The 26,343-nt window shown below is 67.3% G+C and carries 26 protein-coding genes and 2 pseudogenes; 18 read left to right on the top strand and 10 right to left on the bottom strand.

Features of this window, described 5'->3' with window-relative positions; all coding sequences use genetic code 11:
* Positions 1-72 precede the first annotated feature (72 nt).
* Genes ABGB19_RS02970 through ABGB19_RS02980 form a run of 3 tightly spaced genes read left to right on the top strand, consistent with a single transcriptional unit; the run spans position 73 to position 5,191 of the window.
* Positions 73-2,538 carry a [protein-PII] uridylyltransferase gene (locus ABGB19_RS02970; RefSeq protein WP_347683810.1) on the top strand — a complete coding sequence of 822 codons (2,466 nt, stop codon included), beginning with the start codon at positions 73-75 and terminating at the stop codon, positions 2,536-2,538.
* 10 nt (positions 2,539-2,548) lie between these two features.
* Entirely contained in the window at positions 2,549-4,108 is a 1,560-nt protein-coding gene (ffh, locus tag ABGB19_RS02975; RefSeq protein ID WP_347683812.1) for a signal recognition particle protein, read from the top strand.
* The gene (locus ABGB19_RS02980) at positions 4,109-5,191 is read left to right on the top strand and encodes an amidohydrolase family protein (RefSeq protein WP_347683815.1); all 1,083 of its coding nucleotides are present in this window, start codon (positions 4,109-4,111) and stop codon (positions 5,189-5,191) included.
* 72 nt (positions 5,192-5,263) lie between these two features.
* On the opposite strand, the gene ABGB19_RS02985 is transcribed toward ABGB19_RS02980, so the two are convergent.
* Positions 5,264-6,106: a D-alanyl-D-alanine carboxypeptidase family protein gene (locus ABGB19_RS02985; RefSeq protein ID WP_347683817.1), complete on the bottom strand. Its 843-nt coding sequence runs from the start codon at positions 6,104-6,106 to the stop codon at positions 5,264-5,266.
* Between the two features lie 70 nt (positions 6,107-6,176).
* On the bottom strand, positions 6,177-7,088 hold the full coding sequence (locus ABGB19_RS02990) for a serine hydrolase (protein ID WP_347683819.1): 912 nt from the start codon (positions 7,086-7,088) through the stop codon (positions 6,177-6,179).
* 32 nt (positions 7,089-7,120) lie between these two features.
* Here ABGB19_RS02990 and ABGB19_RS02995 point away from each other — a divergent pair, with 32 nt between their 5' ends.
* The gene (locus tag ABGB19_RS02995) at positions 7,121-7,552 is read left to right on the top strand and encodes a nuclear transport factor 2 family protein (protein ID WP_347683821.1); all 432 of its coding nucleotides are present in this window, start codon (positions 7,121-7,123) and stop codon (positions 7,550-7,552) included.
* A 4-nt stretch (positions 7,553-7,556) separates the two neighbouring features.
* On the opposite strand, the gene ABGB19_RS03000 is transcribed toward ABGB19_RS02995, so the two are convergent.
* Positions 7,557-8,198: a methyltransferase domain-containing protein gene (locus ABGB19_RS03000; protein ID WP_347683823.1), complete on the bottom strand. Its 642-nt coding sequence runs from the start codon at positions 8,196-8,198 to the stop codon at positions 7,557-7,559.
* 246 nt (positions 8,199-8,444) lie between these two features.
* On the opposite strand from ABGB19_RS03000, the gene rpsP reads away from it, so the two are divergent.
* Genes rpsP through trmD form a run of 4 tightly spaced genes read left to right on the top strand, consistent with a single transcriptional unit; the run spans position 8,445 to position 10,445 of the window.
* The gene (gene rpsP / locus ABGB19_RS03005) at positions 8,445-8,990 is read left to right on the top strand and encodes a 30S ribosomal protein S16 (protein ID WP_347683825.1); all 546 of its coding nucleotides are present in this window, start codon (positions 8,445-8,447) and stop codon (positions 8,988-8,990) included.
* 8 nt (positions 8,991-8,998) lie between these two features.
* Entirely contained in the window at positions 8,999-9,241 is a 243-nt protein-coding gene (locus ABGB19_RS03010; RefSeq protein WP_003928628.1) for an RNA-binding protein, read from the top strand.
* Positions 9,242-9,249: 8 nt separating this feature from the next.
* Complete coding sequence (gene rimM / locus ABGB19_RS03015) at positions 9,250-9,765, top strand: ribosome maturation factor RimM (protein WP_347683830.1); 516 nt, start codon at positions 9,250-9,252, stop codon at positions 9,763-9,765.
* A gap of 2 nt (positions 9,766-9,767) precedes the next feature.
* Positions 9,768-10,445, top strand: a complete 678-nt coding sequence (gene trmD, locus ABGB19_RS03020) for a tRNA (guanosine(37)-N1)-methyltransferase TrmD (protein WP_347683832.1) — start codon at positions 9,768-9,770, stop codon at positions 10,443-10,445.
* Between the two features lie 6 nt (positions 10,446-10,451).
* Here trmD and ABGB19_RS03025 read toward each other — a convergent pair whose 3' ends face one another.
* A complete protein-coding gene (locus ABGB19_RS03025) occupies positions 10,452-10,979 on the bottom strand; it encodes a hypothetical protein (protein ID WP_347683834.1) in 528 nt (175 codons plus the stop codon).
* 81 nt (positions 10,980-11,060) lie between these two features.
* A complete protein-coding gene (locus ABGB19_RS03030) occupies positions 11,061-11,987 on the bottom strand; it encodes a hypothetical protein (protein WP_347683836.1) in 927 nt (308 codons plus the stop codon).
* 326 nt (positions 11,988-12,313) lie between these two features.
* Here ABGB19_RS03030 and rplS point away from each other — a divergent pair, with 326 nt between their 5' ends.
* The 4 genes from rplS to ABGB19_RS03050 are packed head-to-tail and all read left to right on the top strand — an operon-like array spanning position 12,314 to position 14,619.
* Positions 12,314-12,655: a 50S ribosomal protein L19 gene (rplS, locus tag ABGB19_RS03035; protein WP_319445518.1), complete on the top strand. Its 342-nt coding sequence runs from the start codon at positions 12,314-12,316 to the stop codon at positions 12,653-12,655.
* Between the two features lie 44 nt (positions 12,656-12,699).
* Positions 12,700-13,521 carry a signal peptidase I gene (gene lepB, locus ABGB19_RS03040; RefSeq protein ID WP_347683838.1) on the top strand — a complete coding sequence of 274 codons (822 nt, stop codon included), beginning with the start codon at positions 12,700-12,702 and terminating at the stop codon, positions 13,519-13,521.
* 28 nt (positions 13,522-13,549) lie between these two features.
* Entirely contained in the window at positions 13,550-14,272 is a 723-nt protein-coding gene (locus tag ABGB19_RS03045) for a ribonuclease HII (protein ID WP_347683840.1), read from the top strand.
* Positions 14,273-14,313: 41 nt separating this feature from the next.
* Complete coding sequence (locus tag ABGB19_RS03050) at positions 14,314-14,619, top strand: DUF2469 domain-containing protein (protein WP_128107358.1); 306 nt, start codon at positions 14,314-14,316, stop codon at positions 14,617-14,619.
* A 143-nt stretch (positions 14,620-14,762) separates the two neighbouring features.
* On the opposite strand, the gene ABGB19_RS03055 is transcribed toward ABGB19_RS03050, so the two are convergent.
* Positions 14,763-15,869 carry a dihydrodipicolinate reductase gene (locus tag ABGB19_RS03055; RefSeq protein WP_347683843.1) on the bottom strand — a complete coding sequence of 369 codons (1,107 nt, stop codon included), beginning with the start codon at positions 15,867-15,869 and terminating at the stop codon, positions 14,763-14,765.
* Between the two features lie 125 nt (positions 15,870-15,994).
* Between ABGB19_RS03055 and ABGB19_RS03060 the strand changes: the two genes are divergently transcribed.
* From ABGB19_RS03060 to ABGB19_RS03075, 4 genes and pseudogenes are all read left to right on the top strand, one after another.
* A complete protein-coding gene (locus ABGB19_RS03060) occupies positions 15,995-16,984 on the top strand; it encodes an LLM class flavin-dependent oxidoreductase (protein WP_347683845.1) in 990 nt (329 codons plus the stop codon).
* Positions 16,981-18,054 carry a dihydrodipicolinate reductase gene (locus ABGB19_RS03065; protein ID WP_347683847.1) on the top strand — a complete coding sequence of 358 codons (1,074 nt, stop codon included), beginning with the start codon at positions 16,981-16,983 and terminating at the stop codon, positions 18,052-18,054. Before ABGB19_RS03060 ends, ABGB19_RS03065 begins: the two co-directional genes overlap by 4 nt.
* Before the next feature lie 18 nt (positions 18,055-18,072).
* Positions 18,073-18,201 (top strand): annotated as a pseudogene (locus tag ABGB19_RS03070) (LLM class flavin-dependent oxidoreductase); the annotation flags it as partial.
* Between the two features lie 56 nt (positions 18,202-18,257).
* A complete protein-coding gene (locus ABGB19_RS03075; protein ID WP_347683849.1) occupies positions 18,258-19,454 on the top strand; it encodes a cytochrome P450 in 1,197 nt (398 codons plus the stop codon).
* A gap of 284 nt (positions 19,455-19,738) precedes the next feature.
* Here the strand turns inward: ABGB19_RS03075 and ABGB19_RS03080 are convergent.
* Positions 19,739-21,019, bottom strand: a pseudogene (locus tag ABGB19_RS03080) (amidohydrolase family protein).
* A 263-nt stretch (positions 21,020-21,282) separates the two neighbouring features.
* On the opposite strand from ABGB19_RS03080, the gene ABGB19_RS03085 reads away from it, so the two are divergent.
* Entirely contained in the window at positions 21,283-22,155 is an 873-nt protein-coding gene (locus ABGB19_RS03085; protein WP_347683851.1) for an SDR family oxidoreductase, read from the top strand.
* A gap of 56 nt (positions 22,156-22,211) precedes the next feature.
* On the opposite strand, the gene ABGB19_RS03090 is transcribed toward ABGB19_RS03085, so the two are convergent.
* The 3 genes from ABGB19_RS03090 to ABGB19_RS03100 are packed head-to-tail and all read right to left on the bottom strand — an operon-like array spanning position 22,212 to position 24,396.
* Positions 22,212-22,763, bottom strand: a complete 552-nt coding sequence (locus ABGB19_RS03090; protein WP_347683853.1) for a nuclear transport factor 2 family protein — start codon at positions 22,761-22,763, stop codon at positions 22,212-22,214.
* A complete protein-coding gene (locus ABGB19_RS03095) occupies positions 22,760-23,410 on the bottom strand; it encodes a nitroreductase family protein (RefSeq protein WP_347683855.1) in 651 nt (216 codons plus the stop codon). Before ABGB19_RS03095 ends, ABGB19_RS03090 begins: the two co-directional genes overlap by 4 nt.
* 8 nt (positions 23,411-23,418) lie before the next feature.
* A complete protein-coding gene (locus tag ABGB19_RS03100) occupies positions 23,419-24,396 on the bottom strand; it encodes an SDR family NAD(P)-dependent oxidoreductase (RefSeq protein WP_347683857.1) in 978 nt (325 codons plus the stop codon).
* A 140-nt stretch (positions 24,397-24,536) separates the two neighbouring features.
* Here ABGB19_RS03100 and ABGB19_RS03105 point away from each other — a divergent pair, with 140 nt between their 5' ends.
* Positions 24,537-26,240 (top strand): VWA domain-containing protein, encoded by a 1,704-nt coding sequence (locus ABGB19_RS03105; protein ID WP_347683859.1) that lies wholly within the window; start codon positions 24,537-24,539, stop codon positions 26,238-26,240.
* Positions 26,241-26,343: the final 103 nt, after the last annotated feature.

A 26,343-nucleotide genomic window follows, 5' to 3' on the forward strand; every position in this document is an offset into this window, starting at 1 on the left:
TGAACAACTGATAGGTCGTTTCCCGGCCGAAGCATTATGAGCGTCAATTCCGAGGCCGGGAGAGGACACGAGATGACAGAACAGAACGATCCCGCCGCCGGCGCCCCGCGATGGAAGGCTCCGGCGGCGGGCTCGTCCCGTCCCGCCACCGATCTGGCCGCCGCCTGCGAACAGCTGCTGGCAGGCCATGGGCGACAACTGGATTCGGCAGCATTGCGGCATGCGCTACAGGATCTGCACGAGTTCTGGCTCACCACGAAGGCCACCGAGATCGGTGTCACGCCGACCAGTGGCTTCGCCATCGTCGCCACCGGGGGCCTGGGCCGTGGCGAGCTGGTGCCGTATTCCGACCTCGACCTCACCCTGTTGCACGACAACATACCGGCCGACGTCGTCAGCCAGGTCGCAGAACTGCTTTGGTATCCGTTGTGGGACGCCAACATTCGAATCGACCACAGCGTGCGTACGGTGCCCGAGGCCTTGCAGGTTGCCGGTGACGACATCTCTGCCGGCCTCGCGATGCTCGAGGCACGCCACATCGCCGGCGACTCCGACTTGTCGTCACTGCTGATCGGTGGAGCCCGACGGCAGTGGCGCACCGGTATCGCGTCGCGGTTCGACGAACTCGTCGAGCACACCAGGGCCCGATGGCAACGCAGCGGGGAGATCGCCCACCGCGCCGAGCCGGACCTCAAGTGCGGCCGTGGCGGCCTGCGCGACGTCCAGCTGCTCAACGCGCTCGCGATCGCCCAGCTGACGGACGTCTATCCCAACCGGTCGTCGGCCTCGCCGCTCGGCAGCCTGGGCGAGGCGCACCTGGCCTTGCTCAACGTGCGCACCGAACTTCACCGCGTCGCCGGCCGCGGCCGCGAACTCCTGCTCGCTCAGCATGCCGACGAGATCGGGGCCGCGCTGCACATCGGTGACCGATTCGACCTGGCGCGCACGCTTTCCGACGCCGCGCGCACCATCAGCTTCTACGTCGACTCCGGCATCCGCACCGCAGCGAATGCGCTGCCGCGACGCGGGTTCGCCGCGCTGCGGCGACCGTCGCGCCGTCCGCTCGACGAGGGTGTCATCGAGTTCGCCGGTGAAGTCATTCTCGCGCGCGACGCCCGTCCCGAGCGCGATCCGGGGCTGATCCTTCGGGTGGCCGCGGCGTCGGCGACCACTGGGCTGCCGATGGCGGCGTCCACGTTGGCGCGGTTGGCCGAGACCGCCCCCGAACTGCGCGCGCCGTGGCCGCGACAGGCCCTCAAGGACCTGCTTGTGATGCTGGCGGCGGGACCGGCAGCGGTGGCCACCATCGAGGCGCTGGACCGGACCGGCTTGTGGGGCAGGCTCTTCCCGGAGTGGGGAGCGGTGCGCGACCTGCCGCCGCGCGACGTGGTACACATCTGGACCGTCGATCGACACCTCGTCGAAACCGTCTCGCGGGCAAGCGCGTTCACTACGCGCGTGTCCCGTCCGGACCTGCTCGTGCTGGGCGCCCTGTGCCACGACATCGGAAAGGGCCGCGACGGCGACCACAGTGTGATCGGCGCCGAGCTGGCCACGCAGATCGGCACCCGGCTGGGCCTGTGGCCGTCGGACGTCGAGGTGCTGTCCAAGGTGGTGCGCCACCACCTGCTGCTGCCGCACACCGCGACGCGGCGTGACCTGCAGGACGCCGCGGTCATCGCGTCGGTGGTCGAGGCCATCGACGGTGACCTCGTGCTGCTGGAACTGCTGCATGTGCTCGCCGAAGCGGATTCACTGGCGACCGGACCCGGGGTGTGGGGCGACTGGAAGGCCTCGCTCATCGGCGACCTAGTGCGTCGCTGCCGGCTGGTGATGGCCGGGAACGAACTGCCCAAGCCCGATCCGATTGACCCACGCTATCTTTCGCTGGCCGCCGAGGTCGGTGTGCACGTCGAGCTGACCCCGGGGGACAGCCCGCACATCTACAACGTCACGATGATCGCGCCGGACCGGCGCGGTCTGCTGTCGAAGGCCGCGGCTGTGCTGGCGCTGAACTCACTGCGGGTGCACTCGGCGTCGGTCAACGCCCACGAGGGGTCGGCGATCAACACGTTCGTCGTCTCACCGCATTTCGGGACGCCGCCCGCAGCGGAGCTGTTGCGCCAGCAATTCATCCTGGCGCTCGACGGTGAACTCGACGTGCTCGGTGCGCTTGACCGGCGCGAGCAGGACGCTGTGCAACACGGCACCACCCGCGCCGGTGAGGTGCTGGCGGCTGTGCCGATCAACCATGTCCCCGCCCCGCCGCGCATCCTGTGGTCGGACGGCGCGGCGCCCGGCGAGCAGGTGGTGCAGATCCGCAGCACCGACCGGACCGGCCTGCTCGCCCGACTCACCGCGGTCTTCGAGCGCGACGGCGTGGACATCGCGTGGGCGAAGGTGACCACGCTCGGTTCGTCGGTGGTGGACCTGTTCGGCATCACGGCCGGAGCCGATATGCGCGACGAACTCGAACGCGACCTCTACGCGGTACTGCCGGCGCCGCCGCCGGCCAAGCCGGTTTCCGAGGCCAGTTAGGCTGGACGCCGTGTTTGAATCCCTGTCCGACCGGTTGACCGGCGCCCTGCAGGGCCTTCGCGGCAAAGGGCGGTTGACCGACGCCGACATCGACGCGACCACTCGCGAGATCCGGCTGGCGCTGCTGGAAGCCGACGTGTCGCTGCCCGTCGTTCGCGCATTCGTCAACCGCATCAAGGAGCGCGCCCGCGGCGCCGAGGTGTCCGGGGCGCTCAATCCGGCCCAGCAGGTCGTCAAGATCGTCAACGAGGAGCTGATCGGGATCCTCGGCGGGGAGACCCGCCAGCTCGCGTTCGCCAAGACGCCGCCCACGGTGATCATGCTCGCGGGCCTGCAGGGCTCCGGTAAGACGACGCTGGCCGGCAAGCTCGCGAAATGGCTTGGCGGGCAAGGGCATACACCCCTGCTCGTGGCATGCGACCTGCAGCGGCCCGGCGCCGTCAACCAGCTGCAGATCGTCGGGCAGCGCGCCGACGTCGCGGTGTTCGCGCCGCATCCGGGCGTCTCCGACGCCGGAGCCGTCGACGCCGGACCGGGTGACCCCGTCGCCGTGGCGGCCGCTGGCCTGGCCGAAGCACGGGCCAAGCATTACGACGTGGTCATCGTCGACACGGCCGGCCGGCTCGGCATCGACGACGAGCTGATGGGCCAGGCGGCGGCGATCCGCAAGGCCGTCGACCCCGACGAGGTGATCTTCGTCCTCGACGCGATGATCGGCCAGGATGCCGTCACCACCGCCGAGGCGTTCCGCGAGGGTGTCGGGTTCACCGGCGTCGTGCTGACCAAGCTCGACGGCGACGCGCGCGGTGGCGCCGCGCTGTCGGTGCGCGAGATCACCGGCGTGCCGATCCTGTTCGCCTCGGCGGGCGAGAAGCTCGAGGACTTCGACGTCTTCCACCCCGACCGGATGGCCAGCCGCATCCTCGGCATGGGCGACGTGTTGACCCTGATCGAGCAGGCCGAGCAGGTCTTCGACGCCCAGCAGGCCGAGGAGGCCGCGGCCAAGATCGGCAGCGGCGAGCTGACGCTGGAGGACTTCCTCGAGCAGATGCTGGCCATTCGCAAGATGGGCCCGATCGGCAACCTGTTGGGCATGCTGCCCGGCGCAGGCCAGATGAAGGACGCGCTGGCCGCCGTCGACGACAGGCAGCTCGACCGGCTGCAGGCGATCATCCGCGGTATGACGCCCGAGGAGCGGGCCGACCCGAAGATCATCAACGGCTCGCGGCGGCTCCGCATCGCCAACGGCTCCGGTGTGACGGTCGGCGAGGTCAATCAGCTCGTCGAACGGTTCTTCGAGGCCCGCAAGATGATGTCGCAGATGGCCGGCCAGATGGGAATGCCGTTCGGTCGCAAATCGTCTCGCAAGAGCGCCAAGGGCAAGAAGAAGGGCAAGAAGGGCGGCAAGGGCCCGACGCCGCCCAAGACGCGCAACCCGTTGGGCGCCGGCATGGCGGGAATGCCGCCGGGGTTCCCGGATCTGTCTGACATGCCCAAGGGCCTCGACGAATTGCCGCCGGGGCTTGCCGACATCGACCTGTCGAAGCTGAAGTTCCCGGGCCAGAAGTAAGTGCGACTTCACATCCGCGGTCGGGGACTGCCCGACGAGGAGCAGGTGGAGTGGTGGATCGTCGACGGAGTGCTGAGCGCCGAACCGGTCGCCGACGCCCGGACGGTGTTCGGTGCTGATGGGGCCGACGGCTGGATCCTGCCCGGTCTCGTCGACGCGCACTGCCACGTCGGGCTCGGCGAGCACGGACCCACCGCCCTCGACGAGGCGATCGCGCAGGCCGAACTCGAACGTGACGTCGGGGCGCTGCTGCTTCGCGACTGCGGATCTCCCGTCGACACCCGTAGCCTCGCCGACCGTGACGATCTGCCGGAGATCATCCGCGCGGGCAGGCACCTCGCCCGGCCGAAGCGGTACAGCCGCGGGGTCGCGCTGGAACTCGAGGACGAGTCTGCGTTGCCGGCCGCGGTCGCCGAACAAGCGCGGTTCGGCGACGGCTGGGTCAAGTTGGTCGGCGACTGGATCGACCGTGACACAGGCGATCTCGCGCCGCTGTGGTCCGACGAGGCGCTCGCCGCCGCGATCGGCGCCGCACATGCCAATGGGGCTCGCGTCACGGCGCACGTGTTCGGCGAGGACGCGCTGCCCGGCCTGATCAAGGCGGGCATCGACTGCATCGAGCACGGGACCGGCCTGACCGACGACACCATCGACCTGATGGTCGAAAACGGAACCGCCTTGGTGCCGACGCTGATCAACATCGCCAACTTCCCGGGCATCGCCGACGCGGCAGCGAAGTACCCGAAGTACTCGCAGCACATGCGCGACCTGCACCAGCGCTGCCCGGCGCGGATCGCCGCCGCGCGGGAGGCCGGCGTGCCGATCTATGCGGGCACCGACGCGGGCAGCATGGTGGCTCACGGCCGGATCGCCGACGAGATCGACGCGCTGACGGGCATCGGCATGAGCCCGACCGATGCCTTGGGCGCGGCGTCGTGGAACGCCCGCCAGTGGTTGGGCAGGCCGGGTATCGAGCACGGCGCACCCGCCGACCTGGTCTGCTTCTCGGAGGACCCTCGCCGCGGCGCGGCCGTCGTCAACCATCCGGATCTGGTGCTCCTGCGGGGGCGGGCTCACCGGTAGCCGCGAGCGACCGCTGACTGCACGCGATCGGCGGCGTGTCGGTGTGCAGACACGGTTGCTTGCGACGCGCGGTTACTGGCGGAAGCCCCAGTCGAAGAGGTCGATCGCCTGGCCGTACAGGTCGCCCGTGCCGTACACCTGCGCCACCACCAGCCGGCGGCCGTTGCGCTGTGCCGCGGCGACGTAGGTGTTGCGGGCGAGGTTGGTGTAGCCGGTCTTCCCGACCAGCGTGCCGGGGTAGCGCCGCAGCAGCTCGTTCTGGTTCGTGATCGTCTTCGGGCCGTCATCGGTGGGGAACAGCGACGACGGTTGCGCGACGATCGCGGCGAAGACCGGATAACGCAACGCCGCACGGTAGATCAGCGCGAGGTCGTTGGCGGTGGTGAACGACTCCATACCCGGGCCGTCGAGACCCGACGGCGACGAGGCGCTGGTGCTGCGGGCGCCCAACGCCGCCGCCTTGGCGTTCATCTTCGCGACGGCCGCCTGATAGCCACCGAGCCCGTCGGCCAGCACGTTGGCGGCGTCGTTGCCCGAGACCAGCATCAGCCCGTCGAGCAGCTGGCGCACCGTGTACGGGCGGCCGGCTTTGACTCCGGCGCATGAGCATTCGACGTCGGCGGCGGCCGGGCGCGCCACGATCACCGCGTTGAGCGGAAGGTGGTCGAGCACGACGATCGCCAGCAGGGCCTTGATGGTGCTCGCGGGGGCGTGTGGTTCGAAAGGGTTGCGCGAAGCCAGGATTCGTCCCGAGTCGACGTCGGCAAGCACCCACGCCTGCGCAGGTCCGTCGGGAATGGCGACGGCGCCCGAGGGCTCACCGCCGGGCTGGGCGGGTGCCAGGGGAGCGACTCCGATGGCTTGGGTCATCGCAAGGGTCAGCGCGACGGCCAACGCAGCCAGCGTTTTTCGCATGACCGCCGAGCGTATCGGTCACGTTCCCCGGGACGGTCTCGGAAGCGTTGCGATTGCGCAACTGTGCGAACTACAGCACGCCGATGCTGGCGTTGGGGTTGAGCGCGAAACCCCAGTCCAGCAGGGTCGCCGCCTGATCCCAATAGGTGGGCTGACCGGGTTTGTCCATGCCGAACATCAACGCGATGACCAGGCGACGACCGTTGCGTTGCGCGGCCCCGACGAACGTCTTCTGGGCGCGGTCGGTGAAACCGGTCTTGCCGCCGAGCGTGCCCGGGTAGCGCTTGAGCAACTCGTCCTGGTTGACGAGCACCTTGTCGCCGGTCTTGGACGGGAACACCGCCGTCGGCTGGGCGGTGATCGCGGCGAAGACCGGGTTGGCCATCGCGGCGCGGAAGATGACCGCGAGATCGTGCGGCGAGGACCACATGTCGATGCCGGGGCCATCGAGACCCGACGGCGACGCGACGTTGGTGCCGTAGGCACCGAGCAGGGCGGCCTTGGCGTTCATCTTCGTCACCGCGACCTCACGGCCGCCCAGCATGGTTGCCAGCGTGTTGGCCGCGTCGTTGCCCGACACCAGCAGGATGGCCTCGAGCAGTTGGCGGGTGGTGTACACCATGCCGGACGTCACGCCCGCGCAGTTGCACTCGACCTTGGTGTCGGCCTCATTGGCGACGACGGTCATGTCGAGGGGCAACTCGTCGAGCACGGTGAGCGCCAACAGCACCTTGATGGTGCTCGCGGGCGCGTACTGGCCGTACTCGTCGCGCGCGGCGAGCACCGCGCCGCTGTCCATGTCGGCGAGGACCCACGCCTGGGCGGGGCCTGCGGGGACCGGCAGCGAGCCGGACGGTTGACTGATGTCGACCGGCGCTGCGGTCGCGGTGACGGTTCCCCCGGCGACCAGAGCGATGGCGGCCGCGATGTAGATGGGCAGCTTCCGAAGCGATGAGCGCCTGCGCGAAGAGCGAACAACCATGAGGTGGCAGCCTAGTCGTGTTCAATCGAGCCATGTTGAGCCTGGAGGAGATTTCGGATCGCCTGGAGATCCAGCAGCTGCTGACCGACTACTCGACGGCGATCGACCAGAAGCGGTTCGACGACCTCGACCGGGTGTTCACCCCGGACGCCTACATCGACTACCGCGTCACGGGCGGGATCGACGGCCGCTTTCCGCAGGTGAAGGCCTGGCTGGCCGATGTGCTGCCGAACTTCCCCGCGTACTACCACATGCTCGGCAACGTCGACGTGCGCATCTCCGGCGATCGCGCGACGTCGCGGGCCATCTGCTTCAACCCGATGGTGATGGGCGGTGATCCCGCCTCGGGATCGCGCCAGATCTACTTCGTCGGCATCTGGTACGTCGACGAGTTCGTCCGCACCGCCGACGGCTGGCGGATGAGCAAGCGCGTCGAGGAGAAGTGCTTCGACAAGCTCGCGTGAGGGCTCAGGTCCGGTGCTGTGCGATGAACAGGTGGCGCGGTATCGGCTTGTCGTCCATGGCGCGGTGCTCGACCGTCATCCCGGCCTCGGCGAGGGCGGCGGCGACGTCGGCGACCGGGCGCAGCGTGAATCCGTACTGTGTGAACGGCGCGTGGCGCATGGCGTCGGGATCGCCGATGCCGACCACGACGCGCCCGCCCGGACGGACCGCACGCGCCAGTTCGGCGACCGCGGCGCCGAGGTCGTCGATGAAGTAGACGGTGTTGAGGGTGATGACTGCATCGAGTGACGCATCGTCGAGCGGCAACGCGGTCATCGAGCCAGGCTGCAGCCGCAACCGTCCGGACCGCAGGTCGGCCGAGAAGCGGGACTTCGCACGGCGCAGCATGTCGTCGGCGATCTCGACACCGTGCACCGTGCCGGTGTCGCCGACCCGGTCGAGCAGCATCCGCAACCCGATTCCGCCGCCGAACCCGACATCCGCAGCAGTCGCACCCGGCCGGACCTCGGCGGCGTCGACCGCGGCCGCGATCGCGCGCTCGTTGCCGCGGTTGAGCGCCCGTGCCACGAACAACCCGAGAACGCCGTGGGGGCGGCCGAGCTGGCCGGCGACCGCGGCGAGCAGCCTGTCTCTGAGTGCGGTCATGCGGCCATTACACCGCGAGTGTGCGATCTGATCCGCCCGTCGCGGCGTGTCGCGGATGAAACCGCACGGTCGCGGGGTTGTCCGGGCGGATTTTTCCCGGTCGGGGCTGTTCTGGCACAATGGGCGGCTGTCTACCGCACGACTCCGGCTGTGCGGCGGTCACACACGTAAGGCAAAACCGGGTCGAGGCATTCCGCCCCGATCGCTGAATTGCACCGTGGCAATCACAGGAGAAGTAGCTCAACCATGGCTGTCAAGATCAAGCTCACCCGGCTTGGCAAGATCCGCAACCCTCAGTACCGCATCGCCGTCGCGGACGCGCGCACCCGCCGCGACGGCCGCGCCATCGAGATCATCGGGCGGTACCACCCGAAGGAAGAGCCGAGCCTCATCGAGATCGACTCGGAGCGCGCGCAGTACTGGCTCGGAGTCGGCGCCCAGCCCACCGAACCCGTCCTGCAGCTGCTGAAGATCACCGGCGACTGGCAGAAGTTCAAGGGTCTGCCCGGCGCCGAGGGCACGCTGAAGGTCAAGGAGCCCAAGCCCAGCAAGCTGGACCTGTTCAACGCCGCGCTGGCCGAGGCCGAGGGCGGCCCGAGCACCGAGGCCGCCCAGCCCAAGAAGAAGAAGGCGCCGGCAGCCAAGAAGGCTGGGAAGGCCGTCGAAGCCCAGGCCACCGCCGACCCGGCGCCGACCAAGGATGAGTCCGAACCGCCGGCCGAAGGCGAGGACGCCACCGTCGCCGGCGCCACCGCAGACGGCTCCTCGGAGCCCTCGTCGGCCGAGAGCTGAGCGCGGCCGTGAGCTCTGTCGTCGTCGACGCCGTCGAGCATCTGGTCCGTGGAATCGTCGACAACCCCGACGATGTCCGCGTCGACATGGTGACCAACCGTCGCGGGCGCACCGTCGAGGTGCACGTGCATCCCGATGACCTCGGCAAGGTGATCGGTCGCGGTGGTCGCACCGCGACCGCACTGCGCACGCTGGTCGCCGGCATCGGCGGCCGGGGCATCCGCGTCGACGTGGTGGACACCGACCAGTAGCGGTCGAGATGGACCTCGTTGTCGGGCGGGTCGTCAAGGCGCACGGCGTCGCCGGCGAGCTCGTCGTCGAGGTCCGCACCGATGATCCCGACGCCCGCTTCGCGCCGGGGGGGACGCTGCGCGGCAGGTCCGGCAAGGGTGGCGCGGAACGCGAGTACACGATCGAGTCGGTGCGCGAACACGGCGGCCGGCTGCTGATCCGGCTCGACGGGGTGGCCGACCGCAGCGACGCGGATGCGTTGCGCGGCACGGTGTTCCTCGTCGACTCGCAGGAGCTGCCCCCCATCGAGGACCCCGACGAGTACTACGACCACCAACTCGAGGGATTGCGGGTGCGCACCACCGCCGGCGCCGAGGTCGGCACCGTCGCCGAGGTATTGCACACCGCGGCGGGCGAGCTGCTCGCGGTGCGCAGCGGTGACCGCGAGGTGCTGGTGCCTTTCGTCAGCGTGATCGTGACGTCGGTGTCGCTGGCCGATCGACTGGTCGAGATCGACCCGCCAGAAGGCCTGTTGGAGATCTAGACGTGCGAATAGATGTGGTGACGATCTTCCCGGCCTACCTCGACCCGCTGCGACAGTCGTTGCCGGGCAAGGCGATCGACTCGGGCATCGTGCATCTGCAGGTGCACGATCTGCGGCGGTGGACCCATGATGTGCACCGCTCGGTCGACGACGCCCCGTACGGCGGCGGGCCGGGCATGGTGATGAAGGCCCCGGTGTGGGGTGAGGCGCTCGACGAGATCTGTTCCGACGACACGCTTCTGGTGGTGCCCACACCGGCAGGCAGGTTGTTCACCCAGGCCGACGCCCACGCATGGAGCGGTGAGAGGCATCTGGTGTTCGCGTGTGGGCGCTACGAGGGCATCGACCAGCGGGTGGTCGAGGACGCGGCGCGCCGGATGCGGGTGGTCGAGGTGTCGATCGGCGACTATGTGCTGCCCGGCGGTGAGTCGGCGGCCCTGGTGATGATCGAGGCGGTCGTGCGACTGCTGCCCGGCGTGCTCGGCAATCCCGCGTCACATCAAGACGATTCGCATTCCGACGGTCTGCTCGAGGCGCCGAGCTACACCCGGCCGCCCAGCTGGCGTGGGCTCGACGTGCCGGAGATCCTGATGTCCGGCGACCACGCGAAGGTCGCGGCATGGCGGCGCGAGCAGGGACTGCAGCGCACCCGGGAGCGACGGCCGGACCTGTTCGGCTGAGCGGCGTCAGGTGACGAGTTCGACGGCTCCCTGAATGTCCATGATGCCGAGTTCGACGACCAGATCGGGCTGGCGTCGGTTGGCTTCGGTCTTGAACGCCCGCAAGGCCCCGGACAGCATCTCGGTTTCGTAGGCCCTGTCGGTCAGCACGCGGTCGCCGTAAGCCACCGCGGCCGCGCCGCAATCGCGGTGCGTCATGCCGATGAGGCGGGTCAGCCAGTGCAGGTCCACCGAGATGGCGAGGTTCTCCCAGAACGTCTCATGCCAGCCGGCGAACACCGGTGCCACCACGCCGACCGGGCCGCCCGCGAAGGCGAACTCGCTGTAGTTGTTCTGCCAACCGCGGCCGGTCATGTAATTGAACGTGTTGGTGGTGAACCGCGGGTCGATGCACTTCATCAGCATCGCCTCGTAGCCCTCGTCGAGCTGCGCCCGGGACTGCGGGGCGGTGGCCATCGCGGCGACCCCGAACCCCAGCCCGGCGAGCGCGGCCCGACGCGAGATGTCAGAAGGACTTCGATCGGACTCTGTCATGGCGCCCCCGTTCTTCCTCGAGCAGACATAAACATGCCCAATTTCGGCAGTTCTCGCGCAGTTTTCCGTCTGCTCGGACGTTTAGATGCGGCCGCCAGGGAACATCGTCTTGACGGCCTGGGTCAGGGTGGCCCGCGCTGTCGCCTCATCGGTGGGCTGGAGTGAGCCGATCGCCATGACATAGCGGCGGTCGGCTTCGATCACGCCGGTGGTCACGTGCAGCTGGTTGGCGCCGTTCCAGCAGCAGAACCAGCCCTGTTTGACGGCGACGGGTTCGGCGAAGAGGCCTTCGGGTATGCCGAAGCGCTGCGGATAGCCGTCGACCCCGGTCGGGGTGGAGCGCGCGAGGTTGCCGATGATCACGTTGGCCTGTTCGGGCGGCAGCCCTCCGCGGCCGTCCAACACCATGTCGTAATAGCGGACCAGATCGCCCGATGTGCTGAGCGTGAGATCCCACTTCCCGTTGTACGGCGGGCTCGTGGCCGTCAGCCCGTACCGCGACACCACGCGGTTGATCACGGCGCTCCCACCGCTGCGGTTCCAGAAGATTTCGGCCGCACTGTCGTCCGAGGACCGCAGCATCGTGTCGAGAGCCCGCCGGTCGTCGGGCGAGATCTTGGTCTCGCCGCGCGCCTCCTGTAGCAGCAGGTCGTCGGCGATGAACAGTTTGACCACCGAGGCGATGGGCATGGCCTGGGCGTTCCCGTTCGAGACGACCTGTCCGGTATTGCGGTCGAGCACGGTGATCGAGATGTCGGCACCGGCCGCGGCGGCCTCGGCGGTGGCCCGGCGCACGCGATCGCCCAGGCCCTCGAAAGAGGCGGGGGGTTCGTCGGGGGGAGCCTCGGGGAGGGGCGCCATGGTGCCCTGCGGGACGACGACGGTCAGGTGGGGCCCCGCCGATCCGGGCGGTGTGCCGTGCACCTTGGCCTCGCAGCCGGCGACGACCAGAACCGCGACGGCGATGATTGCGGTTGCTCTGACCAGCCTCGACGGCCGCCGTCGCATGACCCTCCTCAAATGTCCCGAGATCCGGAAATTCGGGCCCGCTGCGTTGCCCCGGCCCGCTTTTCAGCCTAATCGCTGAGTACCCGCGACGCTTGCTCAGACCCCCTCAGGGGCCCTGGTCCGAACGGATCGCCGCGATTTCACTCGATCAGCCCCTATCTGGCACAATTGAGCAGTTGTCTCGCGCAGGACCCGGGTTCGGCTAGCTCCATCCAGCTGCGAGATGCACCCCGATACGCCCGAACAGCTCGGCTCGGCAGTCTCATGTCACGGCGTCCACCGTGACCGCAGCGCCCGCAGCCACCAACCGCAAGGAAGTGTCACCGATGAACACGCTGGACTTCGTCGATCAGACGTCGCTGCGCGACGACATCCCGGCTTTCGGCCCCGGCGACACCATCAACGTGCACGTCAAGGTCATCGAGGGCTCCAAGGAGCGTATCCAGGTCTTCAAGGGTGTCGTGCTCCGTCGCCAGGGTGGCGGCGTCCGGGAGACCTTCACCGTGCGCAAGGAGAGCTACGGCGTGGGCGTCGAGCGGACCTTCCCGGTGCACTCGCCGAACATCGACCACATCGACGTGGTCACCCGCGGTGACGTGCGTCGCGCGAAGCTCTACTACCTGCGCGAGTTGCGTGGCAAGAAAGCCAAGATCAAGGAAAAGCGCTGACCTTGCCGTCGGGCGGCGACGAGCGCGCTGGCTACCCTGATCCGGTGACCGGATCCACGCAGCCCGACGAGTCGTCAGCCGAGAAGTCCACGGACAACGATCCGGACGCAACCGACAAGCCGGCCGACAAGCCAGAGAAAAAGGGCGGCGCGCTGCGCGAGTTCGCGATCCTCGTGTCGATCGCGCTGGTGCTCTACTACGTCATGCTGACGTTCGTCGCGCGGCCGTACCTGATCCCGTCGGAGTCGATGGAACCGACCCTGCACGGCTGTGCCGGCTGCACCGGTGACCGGATCATGGTCGACAAGCTGACCTACCGCTTCTCGTCGCCAGAACCCGGCGACGTGGTCGTGTTCAAGGGCCCGCCGAACTGGAATATCAACTATCGGTCGATCCGATCGGACAACACCGCGGTGCGCTGGGTGCAGAACACGCTGTCGTTCATCGGTTTCGTGCCACCGGATGAGAACGACCTCGTCAAGCGCATCGTCGCGGTCGGCGGCCAGACCGTCGAATGCCGTGCCACCACGGGACTCACGGTTGACGGAAAGCGCCTCGACGAGCCGTACCTCAACGCCGACACCATGCGCGTCGACCCCGCTGTCTATCCCTGTCTGGGCAACGAGTTCGGTCCGGTCAAGGTGCCCGAGGACAGGCTGTGGGTGATGGGCGACAACCGCACTCACTCGGCCGATTCGCGCGCGCACTGCACCAACACCCCCGCCGACGCGCAGAAGGGTCTGCTGTGCACGGGCGACCCGATGGCGGGCACGGTCCCGGTGGACAATGTCATCGGGAAGGCACGGTTCATCGCCTGGCCGCCGTCGCGTTGGGGCGGGGTCGGCAGTGTGAACCCGCAGACCTGACGCCCCAGACCCTGTAGGAGAGTTGTTCTTGCCGGCGACATGGCCTCCGCGCGCGGTGATCCGGAAGTCCTCGGGCCTGCGCACGCTGGAGTCCGCGCTCTATCGCAGCGGCCTTGGTCCCGTCGCGGGTGTCGATGAGGTGGGCCGTGGTGCGTGCGCCGGGCCGCTCGTGGTCGCGGCGTGTGTGCTGGGGCCGAACCGGCTGGAGAGCCTGGCGGCGCTCGACGACTCCAAGAAGCTCAACGAGAAGGAACGCGAGCGGCTGTTCCCGTTGATCCGCCGCTATGCGCTGGCCTACCACGTGGTGTTCATCCCGTCGACCGAGGTGGATCGGCGCGGTGTGCACGTGGCCAACATCGAGGGCATGCGGCGGGCGGTGGCGGGACTGCCGGTGCGGCCGGGCTATGTGCTGTCCGACGGGTTTCGGGTGCCCGGCCTTGCGGTGCCGTCGCTGCCGGTGGTCGGGGGCGACGCGGCGGCCGCGTGCATTGCGGCGGCCAGCGTGCTGGCGAAGGTCAGTCGTGACCGGCTGATGGTCAAGATGGAGGCCGAACATCCCGGCTACGGCTTCGCCGAGCACAAGGGTTACAGCACCCCGGCGCACAGCGCGGCGCTGGCCGAGCGCGGACCGTGCAGCCAGCATCGACATTCGTTCATCAATGTGCGGCGGGTCGCCACTGCGGGCGGCGTCAGGGTGGTGACCGAGCTGATCTCCGACGGCGCACCGGATCAGCATGACGAAGTGGGGTAGGGGACAATGGGGCGGAACCAACGTGAAGGACAGCTGAGCCGATGAGTGCCGAAGATCTCGAGAAGTACGAAACCGAGATGGAGCTCTCGCTCTACCGCGAATACAAGGACATCGTCGGGCAGTTCAGTTACGTCGTGGAGACCGAGCGCCGGTTCTATCTGGCCAACAGCGTGGAGGTCGTGCCGCGCAACTCCGACGGCGAGGTCTACTTCGAGCTGCGCCTCGCCGACGCCTGGGTGTGGGACATGTACCGACCCGCGCGCTTCGTCAAACAGGTACGCGTGATCACCTTCAAAGACGTCAACATCGAAGAGGTCGAGAAGCCCGAGTTGCGGCTGCCCGAGTAGCGGGTGCGTGCACTGCGCCGCACACCGAGGCCTGTGGGCTAACCCGCGGAACCGAACCCTTTAGTCGGCTGGGACCGGACGCAAAGCCCCAGTGGCGCATGCGATTTCAATGAAGGTGCTCGACGTCGAGAAGCCGCTCGAGCTCACCCGGATCGGCTGAACGCCCCGCGTGGAATCGTCAGCGGCAGATCGACCGAGCTGAGCAGTCCCGGCTGCGCGGCGACGACATACGGCACTGCGTTCACCACACGCATGGCGGTCGCGACCATCGCGCCCGCCCCCGACGTCATGCCCTCGATGCCCGCCTTCTTGCGATCGCGCAGGGTCGCCGACATCGTGCAGTCGATGTCCGGCTGGCCGGTGATCACCACGCGGTAGCCCAGCGCGCCGGGCAGCGTCGGCCAGTCGGGTGCCACGTCGGGCGCCAACCGGGTGACGTGCTCGATCACGATGGCTTCGCGTCCGTCGACCACGCCGATCGCCTGCATCCGCAGCGCGCCACACGTTCCGGCCTCCACGGTTCCCATCGCGACTTCGAGTGTCCGGTTCGTGACCGCGCGGTCCAATGTCTCGCGCACTTCCTGGACCTCCACGCCGAGCGCGTCGGCGACCATCCGGATCTGGCCCTGCCACTCGCCGGCGATGGCACCCGGGAGGCCGATCCAGGGCTGGTAGTCGAGCGGGCGCCCGAAACCCATGGCGTCGCTCATGATGTCGGGCACGCCGTAGTCGTCGTACAGACCGATCTCGTAGGCGTGGATCTTCTCGATCTGCGATGACTGAGTCGTCAAGACGAGCGGCAGATAGTCCGCGGCGAAACCGGGTTCGATGCCGGAGGCGTACAGGGAGACCTGGCCCTCCTTGGCCGCGGTGGCGAGTTGGTCGCGCCATTCGGCGGGCTCGTAGGCATGCGGGTTGACCAGTCGGGTCGTGCTGGTGGTCACGACATTGATGCCGGCACTGAGCAGTCTGACGTAGTCGGGGATCGCCAACGCGTCCCGCTCGGGCCCGCTGGCCGCATAGATGACGCAGTCGGGCTTCAGCGCGATCAACGCGTCGGCGTCGGAGGTGGCGGTCAGCCCGATCGGCTCACCGTTGGCGAGTTCGCCTGCGTCCCTGCCGTCTTTCTCCGGCGAGTGCACCCACACACCGACGAGGTCGAGGTTCGGTCGTTGATGGATCGCCCGGATCGCTATCGATCCGATGCCGCCGGTCGACCAAACGACCACGCGGTGCTTGCTCTCGGTCACCATGCCTCCTGTTCGCCGTTGCCACGGCTGTCCAGGTGAGAATAGCAAGCACTATTAAAAGCCGACAGAACAAATTTTAGGTTAGAGTTTCTCGGCGTGACCACCCCGTGTTTGACGCGGCGCTGATGTTCACGCTGCGATTCGACATGCGCGCACCGGCGACGGGTGCGCCCGCGCCCGAGTTGTACGGCGCCGCCGTCGAGATGTGTGAGTGGGCCGAGACGCGTGGCGCTCGCGTCGCCGTGCTGTCCGAGCACCATGGCACCGAGGACGGCCACCTGCCGGCCCCCCAGCTCCTGGCCACGGCCATCGCCGCGCGAACCGAACGGCTGGCGATCTTGCTCGCCGCCGTGCCGATCACCTTCTGGGATCCCGTCCGGCTCGCCGAGGAGATCAGCGTCCTCGACATCATCAGCCGCGGGCGAGTCTCCTATGCGTTCGGCATCGGCCACCGTGCCGAGGAGTACGCCCACTTCGGCGTCGACATGCGACACCGCGGCGCGCTGGCCGACGAGTCGCTGGCGCTGCTTCGCCAACTACTGCTCGGTGATCCGGTCGATGTCGATGGTCGGCGTGTCCACGTCACGCCGCCGCCGGTCACCCCGGGCGGGCCGTACCTGTTGATCGCCGGAGGCAGCAGCGCCGCCGCTCGGCGCGCGGCGCGCCACGGACTCGGATTCATCTCCCAGGTGGCATCGGTCGAGTTGAGGGAGTTCTACGAAACCGAGTGCCGCATCAACGGATTCGAGCCCGGCCTGACCCAGTTCCCCGTGGAGGGCGCGCCGACCACGGTCTTCGTCGCCGACGACGTCGAGGCGGCGTGGCATGAATTGGGTCCCTACCTGCTCCACGACGCGGAGATGGCGGCGTCCTACCGCCACGGCGAGGATTCGGTGGCGAGCATCTCGACCGCGCGCAGCGTGCCGGAACTGCGGGAGGCCGGCGGTCCCTACCGGATCTTCACCGTCGACGAGGCCGTCGCGTACGTCCGCAGCGGTAGGCCTCTGCCGCTGCTGCCCTTGTGCGGCGGTGTCCCGCCCGCGGTGGCCTGGCCCTATCTCGAGCTGGCCGCGACGGCTTCCCGGAATGCCGCAGAGCGACAGGAGGATTCGTGACATCACCGCTGAAAATCGTGGTCTGGTCGACAGGCGGTGTCGGGTCGATCGCCATCGACGCGATCATCGGCAGGCCCGACCTCGAATTGGCCGGGGTATGGGTGCACTCCGTGGAGAAGGTCGGCAAGGACGCGGGGGAATTGGCCGGTGGTGACCCGATCGGGGTGACGGCGACCAACGACGCCGACGCCCTCGTCGCGCTGCAACCCGACTGCGTGGTGTACGCCGCGAGCGGACCCGATCGGGACGCGGGTGCGGTGCCCGACTACCTGAAGTTGCTCGCCGCGGGCATCAACGTCGTGTCGACGTCGTCCACCAGCCTGGTCTATCCGCCCGCCTACTACTCCCCCGAGTGGCGCGATCAGATGGAGAAGGCCGCGGAGGCGGGCAATTCGTCGTTCTACGCCTCCGGCATCTTCCCGGGCTTCGGTTCCGACCAGCTCGCGCTTCTGCTCGCAACCCAGTCGAAGAAGATCCGGTGCCTGAAGGTCACCGAGGTCGCGCTCAACGACCACTACCCGGTGGCCGACGTGATGATGAACGGCATGGGTTTCGGCCATCCGCTGGACTTCGAACCCCTGTTGAAAACGCCGGGTTTCATCGAGATGGCATGGCGGGCACCGATTCACCTGATCGCGGCCGGTCTGGGTGTCGACGTCGAAGAAGTGCACGGCAGCCTCGAACGCCGCCTCACGGATCGCGATATCGAAGTGGCGTTCGGCACGATCAAGGCGGGCACCTGCGGCGCGGTGTGCACCCGTGCCGCGGGCGTCGTGAACGGCCGAGAGGCCATCGTGGTCGAGCACATCATCCGGATGGCGCGTGACGTGGCGCCGGACTGGCCGGCATCGGAGTTCGACGCCACTTACCGCGTCGACATCGACGGGGACCCCGACATTCACTGCGCGATGAACGTCGGTGCCTCCGAGGGCCACGCGGCGGGCCACGCCGCGATGGCCGCCACCGCGATGCGGGTGGTCAATGCGATCCCGTATGTGGTCGATGCGCCCGCCGGCCTGCTGAGTTCGCTCGATCTGCCGACCACGTTGCCCCGTCATGCTTTCGACTGATCAGTGAAGGAGCCGACGATGTTCTCGATTCGGTTCGACATGCGCGCACCGGCGTTCGGCGCGTCGACCACGGCACTGTATGCGGCGGCGGACGGGTATCTGCCCGCACCGTTGATGTTGGGCTCGGCGATCGCGGCGCGCACCGATCTGAAGCGCGTCGGTGCCGCGGTCAACGATCGGATGGCAGGCAAGGGGAGCAGCGAATGACCGGTGCGAACACCGTCGACCTGTACTACGACCCGTTCGACTTCGAGATCGACGACGACCCGTACCCCGTCTGGAAACGCATGAGGGACGAGGCCCCGCTCTATCACAACGAGAAGTACGGCTTCTATGCCCTGAGCCGCTACGAGGACGTCGTACGGGGACTTTCCAACTGGGACACCTACCGGTCCGGCCGTGGCACGACGATCGACGTCATCATGAGCGGTGTCGATGTCCCTCCGGGGGTCATCCTGTTCGAGGATCCGCCGCTGCACGACCTCCATCGGCGCGTGCTGTCCCGAGTTTTCACGCCTCGGCGGATGGAGGCCATCGAACCGCTGACGCGCCAATTCTGCGTGCGCGCACTCGATTCACTGGCAGGCTCCCCGAGTTTCGACTTCATCACCGACTTCGCGGCGTTGATCCCCATGCGGACCATCGGCTATTTGCTCGGTATTCCCGAAGAGGGTCAGCAGCAGATCCGCGACAACACCGACGCGGCGATCGGACTCAAAGACGGCAGTTTTCAATCGGTGTCGGCCGCAACCTTCGAGAACGCCTATCAACTATTCGCCGACTACATCGAATGGCGCGCCGACCATCCCTCGGACGATCTGATGACCCAGCTGCTCAACGCCGAGATCGAGGAGGACGGGCGACTTCGGCCGCTGACGCGGATCGAAGTGCTCACCTACACCAGCATGATCGCCGGTGCGGGCAACGAGACGACGACGCGACTCATCGGCTTCATCGGTCAGCTGCTCGCCGAGCATCCCGACCAGCGTCGCGAACTCGTCGAGGACTTCTCGTTGATTCCCGGGGCGATCGAGGAGGTGCTGCGCTTCCAGGCGCCGTCGCCTGTGCAGGCGCGCCACGTCGCGCGAGAGGTCGAATGCCACGGCCGCCGAATCGCCGAAGGTTCGGTGATGTTGTTGCTCAACGGTTCTGCCAACCGGGATGAGCGGCACTACCTCAACGCTGAGAGTTTCGACATTCATCGCACCGGATCGCATCTGTCGTTCGGGCAGGGACTGCACTTCTGTCTCGGCTCGTCGTTGGCCCGGATGCAGGCCAGGGTCGCAACCGAAGAGGTGCTGCGCCGCTGGCAGGAGTGGGAGGTCGACTACGAGAACGCGGCCATGGCGCATACGTCGAGCGTGCGGGGGTGGGGAAGGCTCCCGGTCATCGTCGGGTAGCCCACCTCAGGCGCAACATGACGCCGCGCAGTGACGTGTCACGGACGCGTCTACAAGAGCCAAGGCTCGGACAAGCCCCAGTTGGAGGGCACATTGCCAGCAAGGCTTGAACGAGAGTGGGGTTGTCTTCCTTGTGTCTGGTGACGGGTCAACTTGCGCACCACAGTCGTCAACGAATCGACTCAATGGTGTGAAAGGAGGGCCGGTTCCGCCAGTTCGTGAGTGCTGATTTCGAGGAGATGCAGGGCGTTTCGGACCCCACGGGTCCGATGGGATCGCCGTGGCTAAGACGGCAGCTTGGCGGCGAGGTCGAGCACCGTGACCGGGACGTTGCCGGTCTTCTTCAACCGCTCCGAGGAGCGGATACCGAGGTCGACGTCTGCGGCCTGGGCCCGCAGGGCGCCGACGGTCAGTTCCTGCTTCGGCACGTGGGAGAACATGTCGAACGAGTACAGGCGCATCGCGTTCTCGTGGGTGATCTTGTCGATCTCGCCTTCAGGCAGCCCGTCGAGGTAGATGTCGAGGGTCTCAGGTGCGAGCGGCCACGTGGAGTCGGAATGCGGATAGTCGCATTCCCACGTGATCATGTCGAGGTTCAGCTTGTCGCGGTTCGCGACACCGAACTCGTCGTCGATGAAACACAGCGCGACTCTGTCGAGAAATACCTCGCTCGGCAGCATGTCGCCGAAATCCTGGTGCGTCCAAGCCCGGTGCATCGTGTAGACACGATCGATCCGCTCGAGAAAATAGGGCACCCAGCCGATTCCGCCCTCGGACAGGGCGAACGTCAGATCGGGGAATCTGCGCAGTACCGGCGACCAGACCAGGTCGGCCGCGGCCTGCACGATACTCATCGGCTGCAAGGTGATCATGGTGTCCACCGGAGCGTCGATCGAGGTGATCGTGACGCTCGAGGAAGATCCGATGTGCAGGTTCACAACGGTGTTCTCATCGCTGCATGCCTGCCAGAACGGATCCCAGTGCGGGTCGTGCAATGAGGGGTATTCGATCTTGGTGGGGTTCTCGGAGAACGTGACGGCATGGCAGCCTTTCCTCGCCACCCGGTGCACCTCCTCGGCCATCAACTCTGGATCCCAGATCGGGGGCAGCGCCTGCGGGATCATCCGGCCGGGATATGCGCCGCACCACTCGTCGATGTGTCAGTCGTTGTAGGCGCGCAGCACCGCCAGGCCGAGCGCTTTGTCCTGCGCGCGGGCGAAGTACTGGCCGCAGAATTGCGGGTACGAGGGGAAGTTCAACGCCGCGGCCACGCCATTGGCATTCATGTCGCGAATCCGCTCATGGATGTTGTAACAACCCTCGCGAATCTCCGAGAGCTTGGTCGGCTCGGCCCCGTACTCGTCCGGCGGGCGGCCGGCAACGGCATTCAGCCCGACATTCGTGGCTTCCTGTCCCTCGAAAACCCAAGCGTCGGTGCCGTCTTCGCGCTGGATCAGCTTCGGAACATCGTCCTTGTACTTTTCGGGAATGTGTCCCTCGAACATGTCCGGCGGTTCGACGAGGTGATCGTCGACCGAAACGAGGACAAAGTCGTTCATGTTCATTACCGGGCCTCCGCAGTGGGTTGGGCTGAGTGTGTTGCCCACGCTAGAACGGAACAAGTATTTGGTCAAACAGCCACGATCGGCTGGATTTGAACGCCTCGTTGACACGCCTGCAGGCGGAGGCTACGGTTCCCGGTCAGACCAAAAGTTAGGTGGGTGGCGCCGGAGGGTTGATGTCCTACGAAAGCACGGCCGAACCAATCGAGCTCGGGCCCGGCGGCGTCAACGCGCGACTCGTCGCTCGCTTCGGCGAGGAGTAACCGATGACACCCCCGCGGAGCGTCGTGATCACCGGTGCTTCACGCGGACTCGGTCTTGCCTCCGCCGCGCACCTATACCGTGCGGGATGGACGGTCGTCGGCGCGATGCGTTCCGTCGACACCGGGATGGCGAATCTGCGGGCCGCAACCGGCGCCGACTCCGATGACCCCCGGTTGATCGGCGTTCGCCTCGATCTCACCGATCCCGCATCGGTCGATGCGGCCGCCGAGTCGATCGTGGCTGCGGTCGGGGCGCCGTTCGGTCTGGTGCACAACGCAGGCATCACGGCGGCCGGAATGGTCGAAGAGACCCCGATCGATCTGTGGGAGCGCATGTTCGCCACGAACGTCTTCGGCCCGGTGGCGCTGACCAAGGCGTTGCTTCCGCCGATGCGGGCCGCCGGCCGCGGTCGCATCGTCCTGGTGTCCAGCGAGAGTGGCGTTCGTGGGATGCCCGCGACGTCGCACTATTCGGCGGTCAAAGGGGCACTCGAGCGATGGGGCGAGGCATTGGCTGCAGAGGTCACGCCCTTCGGGATCGGCGTCACGATCCTGGTCACCGGCACCTACGACACCGACAGCATCACCGACGCGGGTACGACCGACTGTCGGGATCTGACGGGCCCGTATGCCCGGCACCACAGCACGATGGACAAACGTGGACGCGCCGCAATGAAGCTCGCGGCACGGCCGCCCGCCCTCTTCGCGGCCGGCCTCGCCAAGGCGCTCGACAGCGACCGGCCGTTCGTCCGGCGGTCCGTCGGACCCGACGCACGGATGCTGATGCTGGCCAACCGGTTCTTGCCCTCGGTCGCCATGCATCACATGATTCGACTGATGATGGGTATTCCACGGTTCGGCGGTCTTCGTCACTGACCGCAGAACCGCTGACCGCACAGGACGGTGCGACGATCGTCGCGCTCCCGAGCGGGCTACCGGTTCGCCGGAGAGCGGGTCGCGATTAGCGGACGCAGGTAGGAAGGGTCGCTGCGGTCGTGCGCGGCGCCCTTGATGTCGGTGAGCATCGCCAGGATCTCGTCGGTGATCAGCGACGTCGATTCGGCATTCCACTCGACGATGCACACCCGGTCGACGATCGCCCACCGGCCGTCCCGGCGTTCGAGCCGATCGACGTAGCGACCGCCCGACAGGGTCAGGTGGTCGGCGGGTTCCCGGTCGGTGCCCACAAAGAGGTAGTAGGTTTCCGCATGCGCCTCATCGCCGTCGAGTTCCGCGGTGTGGTTCAACAGGTAGTGCTGATACCGCGTCTGGGTCGAGTGATAGGCGAACGCCCAGTCGATGAAGTCCTCCACCGGACCGACGAATCCGACGTGATCGTCGACCGCGTCATCGTGGTAGGCCGACCGCAGCAGTTCCCGGTCGCGTCGATCCATGCCGCGGGCGTAACGCTGAAGGCAGTCGATGATCTCGGCACGATCGGTCAGCCGCCTGACCTGATCGCGCAAGTCGGAGTCGGTCGTCATCGGGTCCCCTCGGGTTCGAATCCGTTGATGGCTATCACTTCCTCCAGCGGGCGACGGCTCGCGGGCCGGGTGCCCCAGCCATGCCGTAGTCGAGCGACCGGGAGCAGGCATCCCTGCACATACGAGTCTGGTATCCCCAGCAGATCTCGCACCGCTTTCTCCTCGAGCAGGTGCAGGGTTGTGACGCAGGTTCCGTAGCCGCGGGTGCGCAACGCGAGCGCAAAGTTCCAGACGGACGGAAAGATGGAGCCGTATAGCGTTGCATGGTAGAAGGATTCGTCACCCTCGGCGCGCGGCATCGATGACTCGTAGCACGGGATGACCAGTACGGGCACCTGGGCCATGTGCTCGACGAGCCACTCGGTCGACGACATCAACCTGCGTTCCGGTGTGCCGTCGGGAAGCAGATCGGCGATCGGCCGGCCACCGACTTTCGCGAGGTACGCGTCGCGGTACAGACCGGCGATCGACTCGCGCATGCCGCGGTCGGTGATGATCAACCAGCGCCACGACTGCTGGTTCGACCCGTTGGCGGCGTGCAGGCCGATCCGCAGACAGTCGCGGATCACCGCCATATCCACCGGTGCGGCCAGATCCAGCGATTTTCGCGCTGACCTCGTGGTGGTGAGCAGATGGTCAACGTCCACGCCGGCTCCTAGCGCTGCTGTGGCTCGGGGAAGGCAACCTCGGCGTTGTCGGGCATCGCGCTGATTCCACGCCGATCGCAGACTTCCAGTACTTCGTCGACGATCGACGCGGGAACGATGAACTTGTCGGTGGCTGAAATCTGGTCGAGATGCGCCGCAATGTCCTCTGCGGTCGGCTCGGAGTCCGTGTCGGACAGCCATCCCTCGCTGAGTCCGACGAACACCCTGGCATACCGCCCGGCGCAGGCCGAGTAATTGCGATGGGTCACCGAGCATGCCGCGCTGGCGAGGAATGTCACCAGAGGTACGACGAGCTCTGGCCGGATGGCGCGCATGAAACCCGACTCGGCGAGAAACTTCTCGTCGCCGACGGTCTCGGTGACCATCCGCGAAAACCCGGTCGGCATCACCGAATTGGCGAGTATTCCATGGGCCTCACCTTCGATCGCTATCACGTTCGTCAGACCGACCAGTCCTGCCTTGGCGGCGGCGTAGTGTGCCTCCATCGGCTGGCCGAAGATGCCCGCCGACGACGAGATGAAGACGAATCTGCCGCCACCGTCATTGCCCTTCATGACTCGAAAGGCGGGCTGACTGAGGTGAAATCCGCCGTTGAGATGGACCCGCAGCATGCGGTTCCACTCGTCGGCGGTGAGATCCTCGAATCCAACGGACCCGAAGATGCCGGCGTTGCTCACCACCGCGTCGAGTCGTCCGAACGCATCGACGGCGGTATCGACGATCGCCCGACCGCCTTCGGGGCTGTCGACGGAGTCGTACGAGGCGACGGCCTTACCGCCCGCCTGCGTGATCTCGTCGACAACCTCGTCGGCCACGCTGGAGTCCGCGCCGTCGCCACGCATGCTGCCGCCGAGATCGTTGACGACGACCGCTGCGCCACGGCGCGCCAGGTCGAGGGCATAGAGCCTGCCCAGCCCGCGGCCGGCGCCGGTGACGATCGCGACACGATCGGTGAAATCGATCATGTTGCGCTCCTTGCCTATTCGCTGTGCGACTCTCGTGAGACCTCCAGCGCACCACTTTCCGGCTCCCGGAGTTCTGCGAGTCAATTGACTTCCAGTGCGACCAAACTCTACGGTGGAACAGATATTTGGTCAACATCGCAATGGTGCGGAGGTGGCGGGTGGCTGACGGCGCTGATGAGGGCCGCTTCGAAGGGCTGAGCATGCTTGCGTCTGCGCTCGCAGGGCAGCCGGTTGCCGTGGCGCCGCTGAACGCCGGCACGCTTGCATGGACCGACGGACAGACGATTTTCGTCGATCCTTCCGCGTCGGCACGGACTCACCTGCAGTCCGTGGCCGTGCAGGCGTCGCTGATCGCGGCGGGCAGCCTCGACCCCGAGTGGGTGGGACCCTTGGTGCGGCACTCGAGGACAGCACGACGCTACCTGGCGGTCGAGGGGCATCGCGCGCTCGTCGCAAACGCCGACCTGCTGCCGGGCAGCCTCGCCAGCCTCGCTGACCGGGGATTGGCGGAACGCAGCGATTCACCCGCCGCATCGTTGACGATCGCGTCCGGTAAGCAGGCCGTCGACGATGCGCCGGAAGCGTTCGGTGCCATTCGCGCCAAGAAGGTGATCGCCGCCGGCAGCCGATCCGCGGCCCAGGTCGACCACGAGGCGCCGGGACACGTTCCGCGTCGGGAGAGCGAATTCGAGCTCGAGGAACTCGATGACGACGAGGTCGACGACAGCGACGATCCGGACCTGTTCACCAGCCCCGTCGGCGGCGGGGGCTTCATCGGCAAGTGGCTGAAGAAGCTTCTGTCGTCGGCCAGGAAGTCGGAGGAGAGCGACGGACCACCCGGTGCCGACTCGCCGTCGCATCGCACCAATTCCGCCAACCGTGGCGCCTACGCGGTCTCGTCGACGGCGTCGGTGTCCTCCGAGGAGGTCGCCGACATCGAATCCCGCGGGTTCACGTACCCCGAATGGGATGCCGGTCGCAAGAGCTATCGGCCGGACTGGTGCACCGTCCGGGAGGTCGAGCCGACGATCAAGGCATCGGCCCCGCAGGCGATCGATGCCGCGATCGGGGTGCGGAGGCCGCTTGCGCGGTTGGGGATGGGCCTACATCGTCGTCATCGGCAGTCGCAGGGCGACGACATCGACATCGATGCCGCGGTGGAGGCACGCGTGGAGGTGCGGGCCGGTTCGGTGCCCGACGAGGCCGTCTATCTCGACAGCCTTCGGCGCCGCCGCGATCTGTCGGTGCTGCTCCTGCTGGACATCTCGGGCTCGACGGCCGAACCCGGGACGCTCGGGCGCACGGTGCACCAGCAGCAGCGGACCGCGATCGCCAACCTCACGGTCGCATTGCACGACCTCGGCGACAGGGTGGCGCTGTACGCCTACTACTCGCAGGGACGCACCGCGGTGAGCCTGGTGCCCGTCAAGCGGTTCGACGACCACCTCGACGCGATCGTCATCAAGCGCTTGAACAGTCTGGAACCGGGCGCGTACTCGCGACTGGGCGCGGCCATCCGGCACGGCTCGGCAGTCTTGGAGGCGCGGGGAGGCACGTCACGGCGCCTGTTGGTCGTGCTGTCCGACGGATTGGCCTACGACCACGGCTACGAACGTGCGTATGGCGCCGCCGACGCTCGCCGAGCGCTGACCGAAGCTCGTCGCCGGGGTACGGGCTGCGTGTGCCTGACCGTGGGTGCGGGCACCGATGTGACATCGCTGCGTCGGGTATTCGGAAGTGCCGCGCACGCGACGATCGGCCAACCTGAGTTGCTGACCGGCATCGTCGGCCCGCTGTTCCGCTCGGCGTTGCGATCCGCGGAAGTGAAGCGGAGGGTGGCATGACAAGCGAGGGTCACCGCGCTGATATCAAGTCGCAGAACGCCGTTGATATACCGAGCTCGTCGACACGGCGACGTTATTCAAGCAGCCTCGGCGAGGCGGCGGA

Origin of the sequence: Mycobacterium sp. B14F4 (genome assembly GCF_039871645.1) — a bacterium.
In the GTDB taxonomy this organism is placed as follows: Bacteria; Actinomycetota; Actinomycetes; order Mycobacteriales; family Mycobacteriaceae; genus Mycobacterium.

Coding starts and splice junctions, on each gene's coding strand:
- ABGB19_RS02970 (WP_347683810.1), top strand. CDS start 73: ATGACAGAACAGAACGATCCCGCCGCCGGCGCCCCGCGATGGAAGGCT.
- ABGB19_RS02985 (WP_347683817.1), bottom strand. CDS start 6,106: ATGCGAAAAACGCTGGCTGCGTTGGCCGTCGCGCTGACCCTTGCGATG.
- ABGB19_RS02990 (WP_347683819.1), bottom strand. CDS start 7,088: ATGGTTGTTCGCTCTTCGCGCAGGCGCTCATCGCTTCGGAAGCTGCCC.
- ABGB19_RS02995 (WP_347683821.1), top strand. CDS start 7,121: ATGTTGAGCCTGGAGGAGATTTCGGATCGCCTGGAGATCCAGCAGCTG.
- ABGB19_RS03000 (WP_347683823.1), bottom strand. CDS start 8,198: ATGACCGCACTCAGAGACAGGCTGCTCGCCGCGGTCGCCGGCCAGCTC.
- rpsP (WP_347683825.1), top strand. CDS start 8,445: ATGGCTGTCAAGATCAAGCTCACCCGGCTTGGCAAGATCCGCAACCCT.
- rimM (WP_347683830.1), top strand. CDS start 9,250: ATGGACCTCGTTGTCGGGCGGGTCGTCAAGGCGCACGGCGTCGCCGGC.
- ABGB19_RS03025 (WP_347683834.1), bottom strand. CDS start 10,979: ATGACAGAGTCCGATCGAAGTCCTTCTGACATCTCGCGTCGGGCCGCG.
- ABGB19_RS03030 (WP_347683836.1), bottom strand. CDS start 11,987: ATGCGACGGCGGCCGTCGAGGCTGGTCAGAGCAACCGCAATCATCGCC.
- rplS (WP_319445518.1), top strand. CDS start 12,314: ATGAACACGCTGGACTTCGTCGATCAGACGTCGCTGCGCGACGACATC.
- ABGB19_RS03050 (WP_128107358.1), top strand. CDS start 14,314: ATGAGTGCCGAAGATCTCGAGAAGTACGAAACCGAGATGGAGCTCTCG.
- ABGB19_RS03060 (WP_347683845.1), top strand. CDS start 15,995: ATGTTCACGCTGCGATTCGACATGCGCGCACCGGCGACGGGTGCGCCC.
- ABGB19_RS03075 (WP_347683849.1), top strand. CDS start 18,258: ATGACCGGTGCGAACACCGTCGACCTGTACTACGACCCGTTCGACTTC.
- ABGB19_RS03085 (WP_347683851.1), top strand. CDS start 21,283: ATGACACCCCCGCGGAGCGTCGTGATCACCGGTGCTTCACGCGGACTC.
- ABGB19_RS03090 (WP_347683853.1), bottom strand. CDS start 22,763: ATGACGACCGACTCCGACTTGCGCGATCAGGTCAGGCGGCTGACCGAT.
- ABGB19_RS03100 (WP_347683857.1), bottom strand. CDS start 24,396: ATGATCGATTTCACCGATCGTGTCGCGATCGTCACCGGCGCCGGCCGC.
- ABGB19_RS03105 (WP_347683859.1), top strand. CDS start 24,537: ATGGTGCGGAGGTGGCGGGTGGCTGACGGCGCTGATGAGGGCCGCTTC.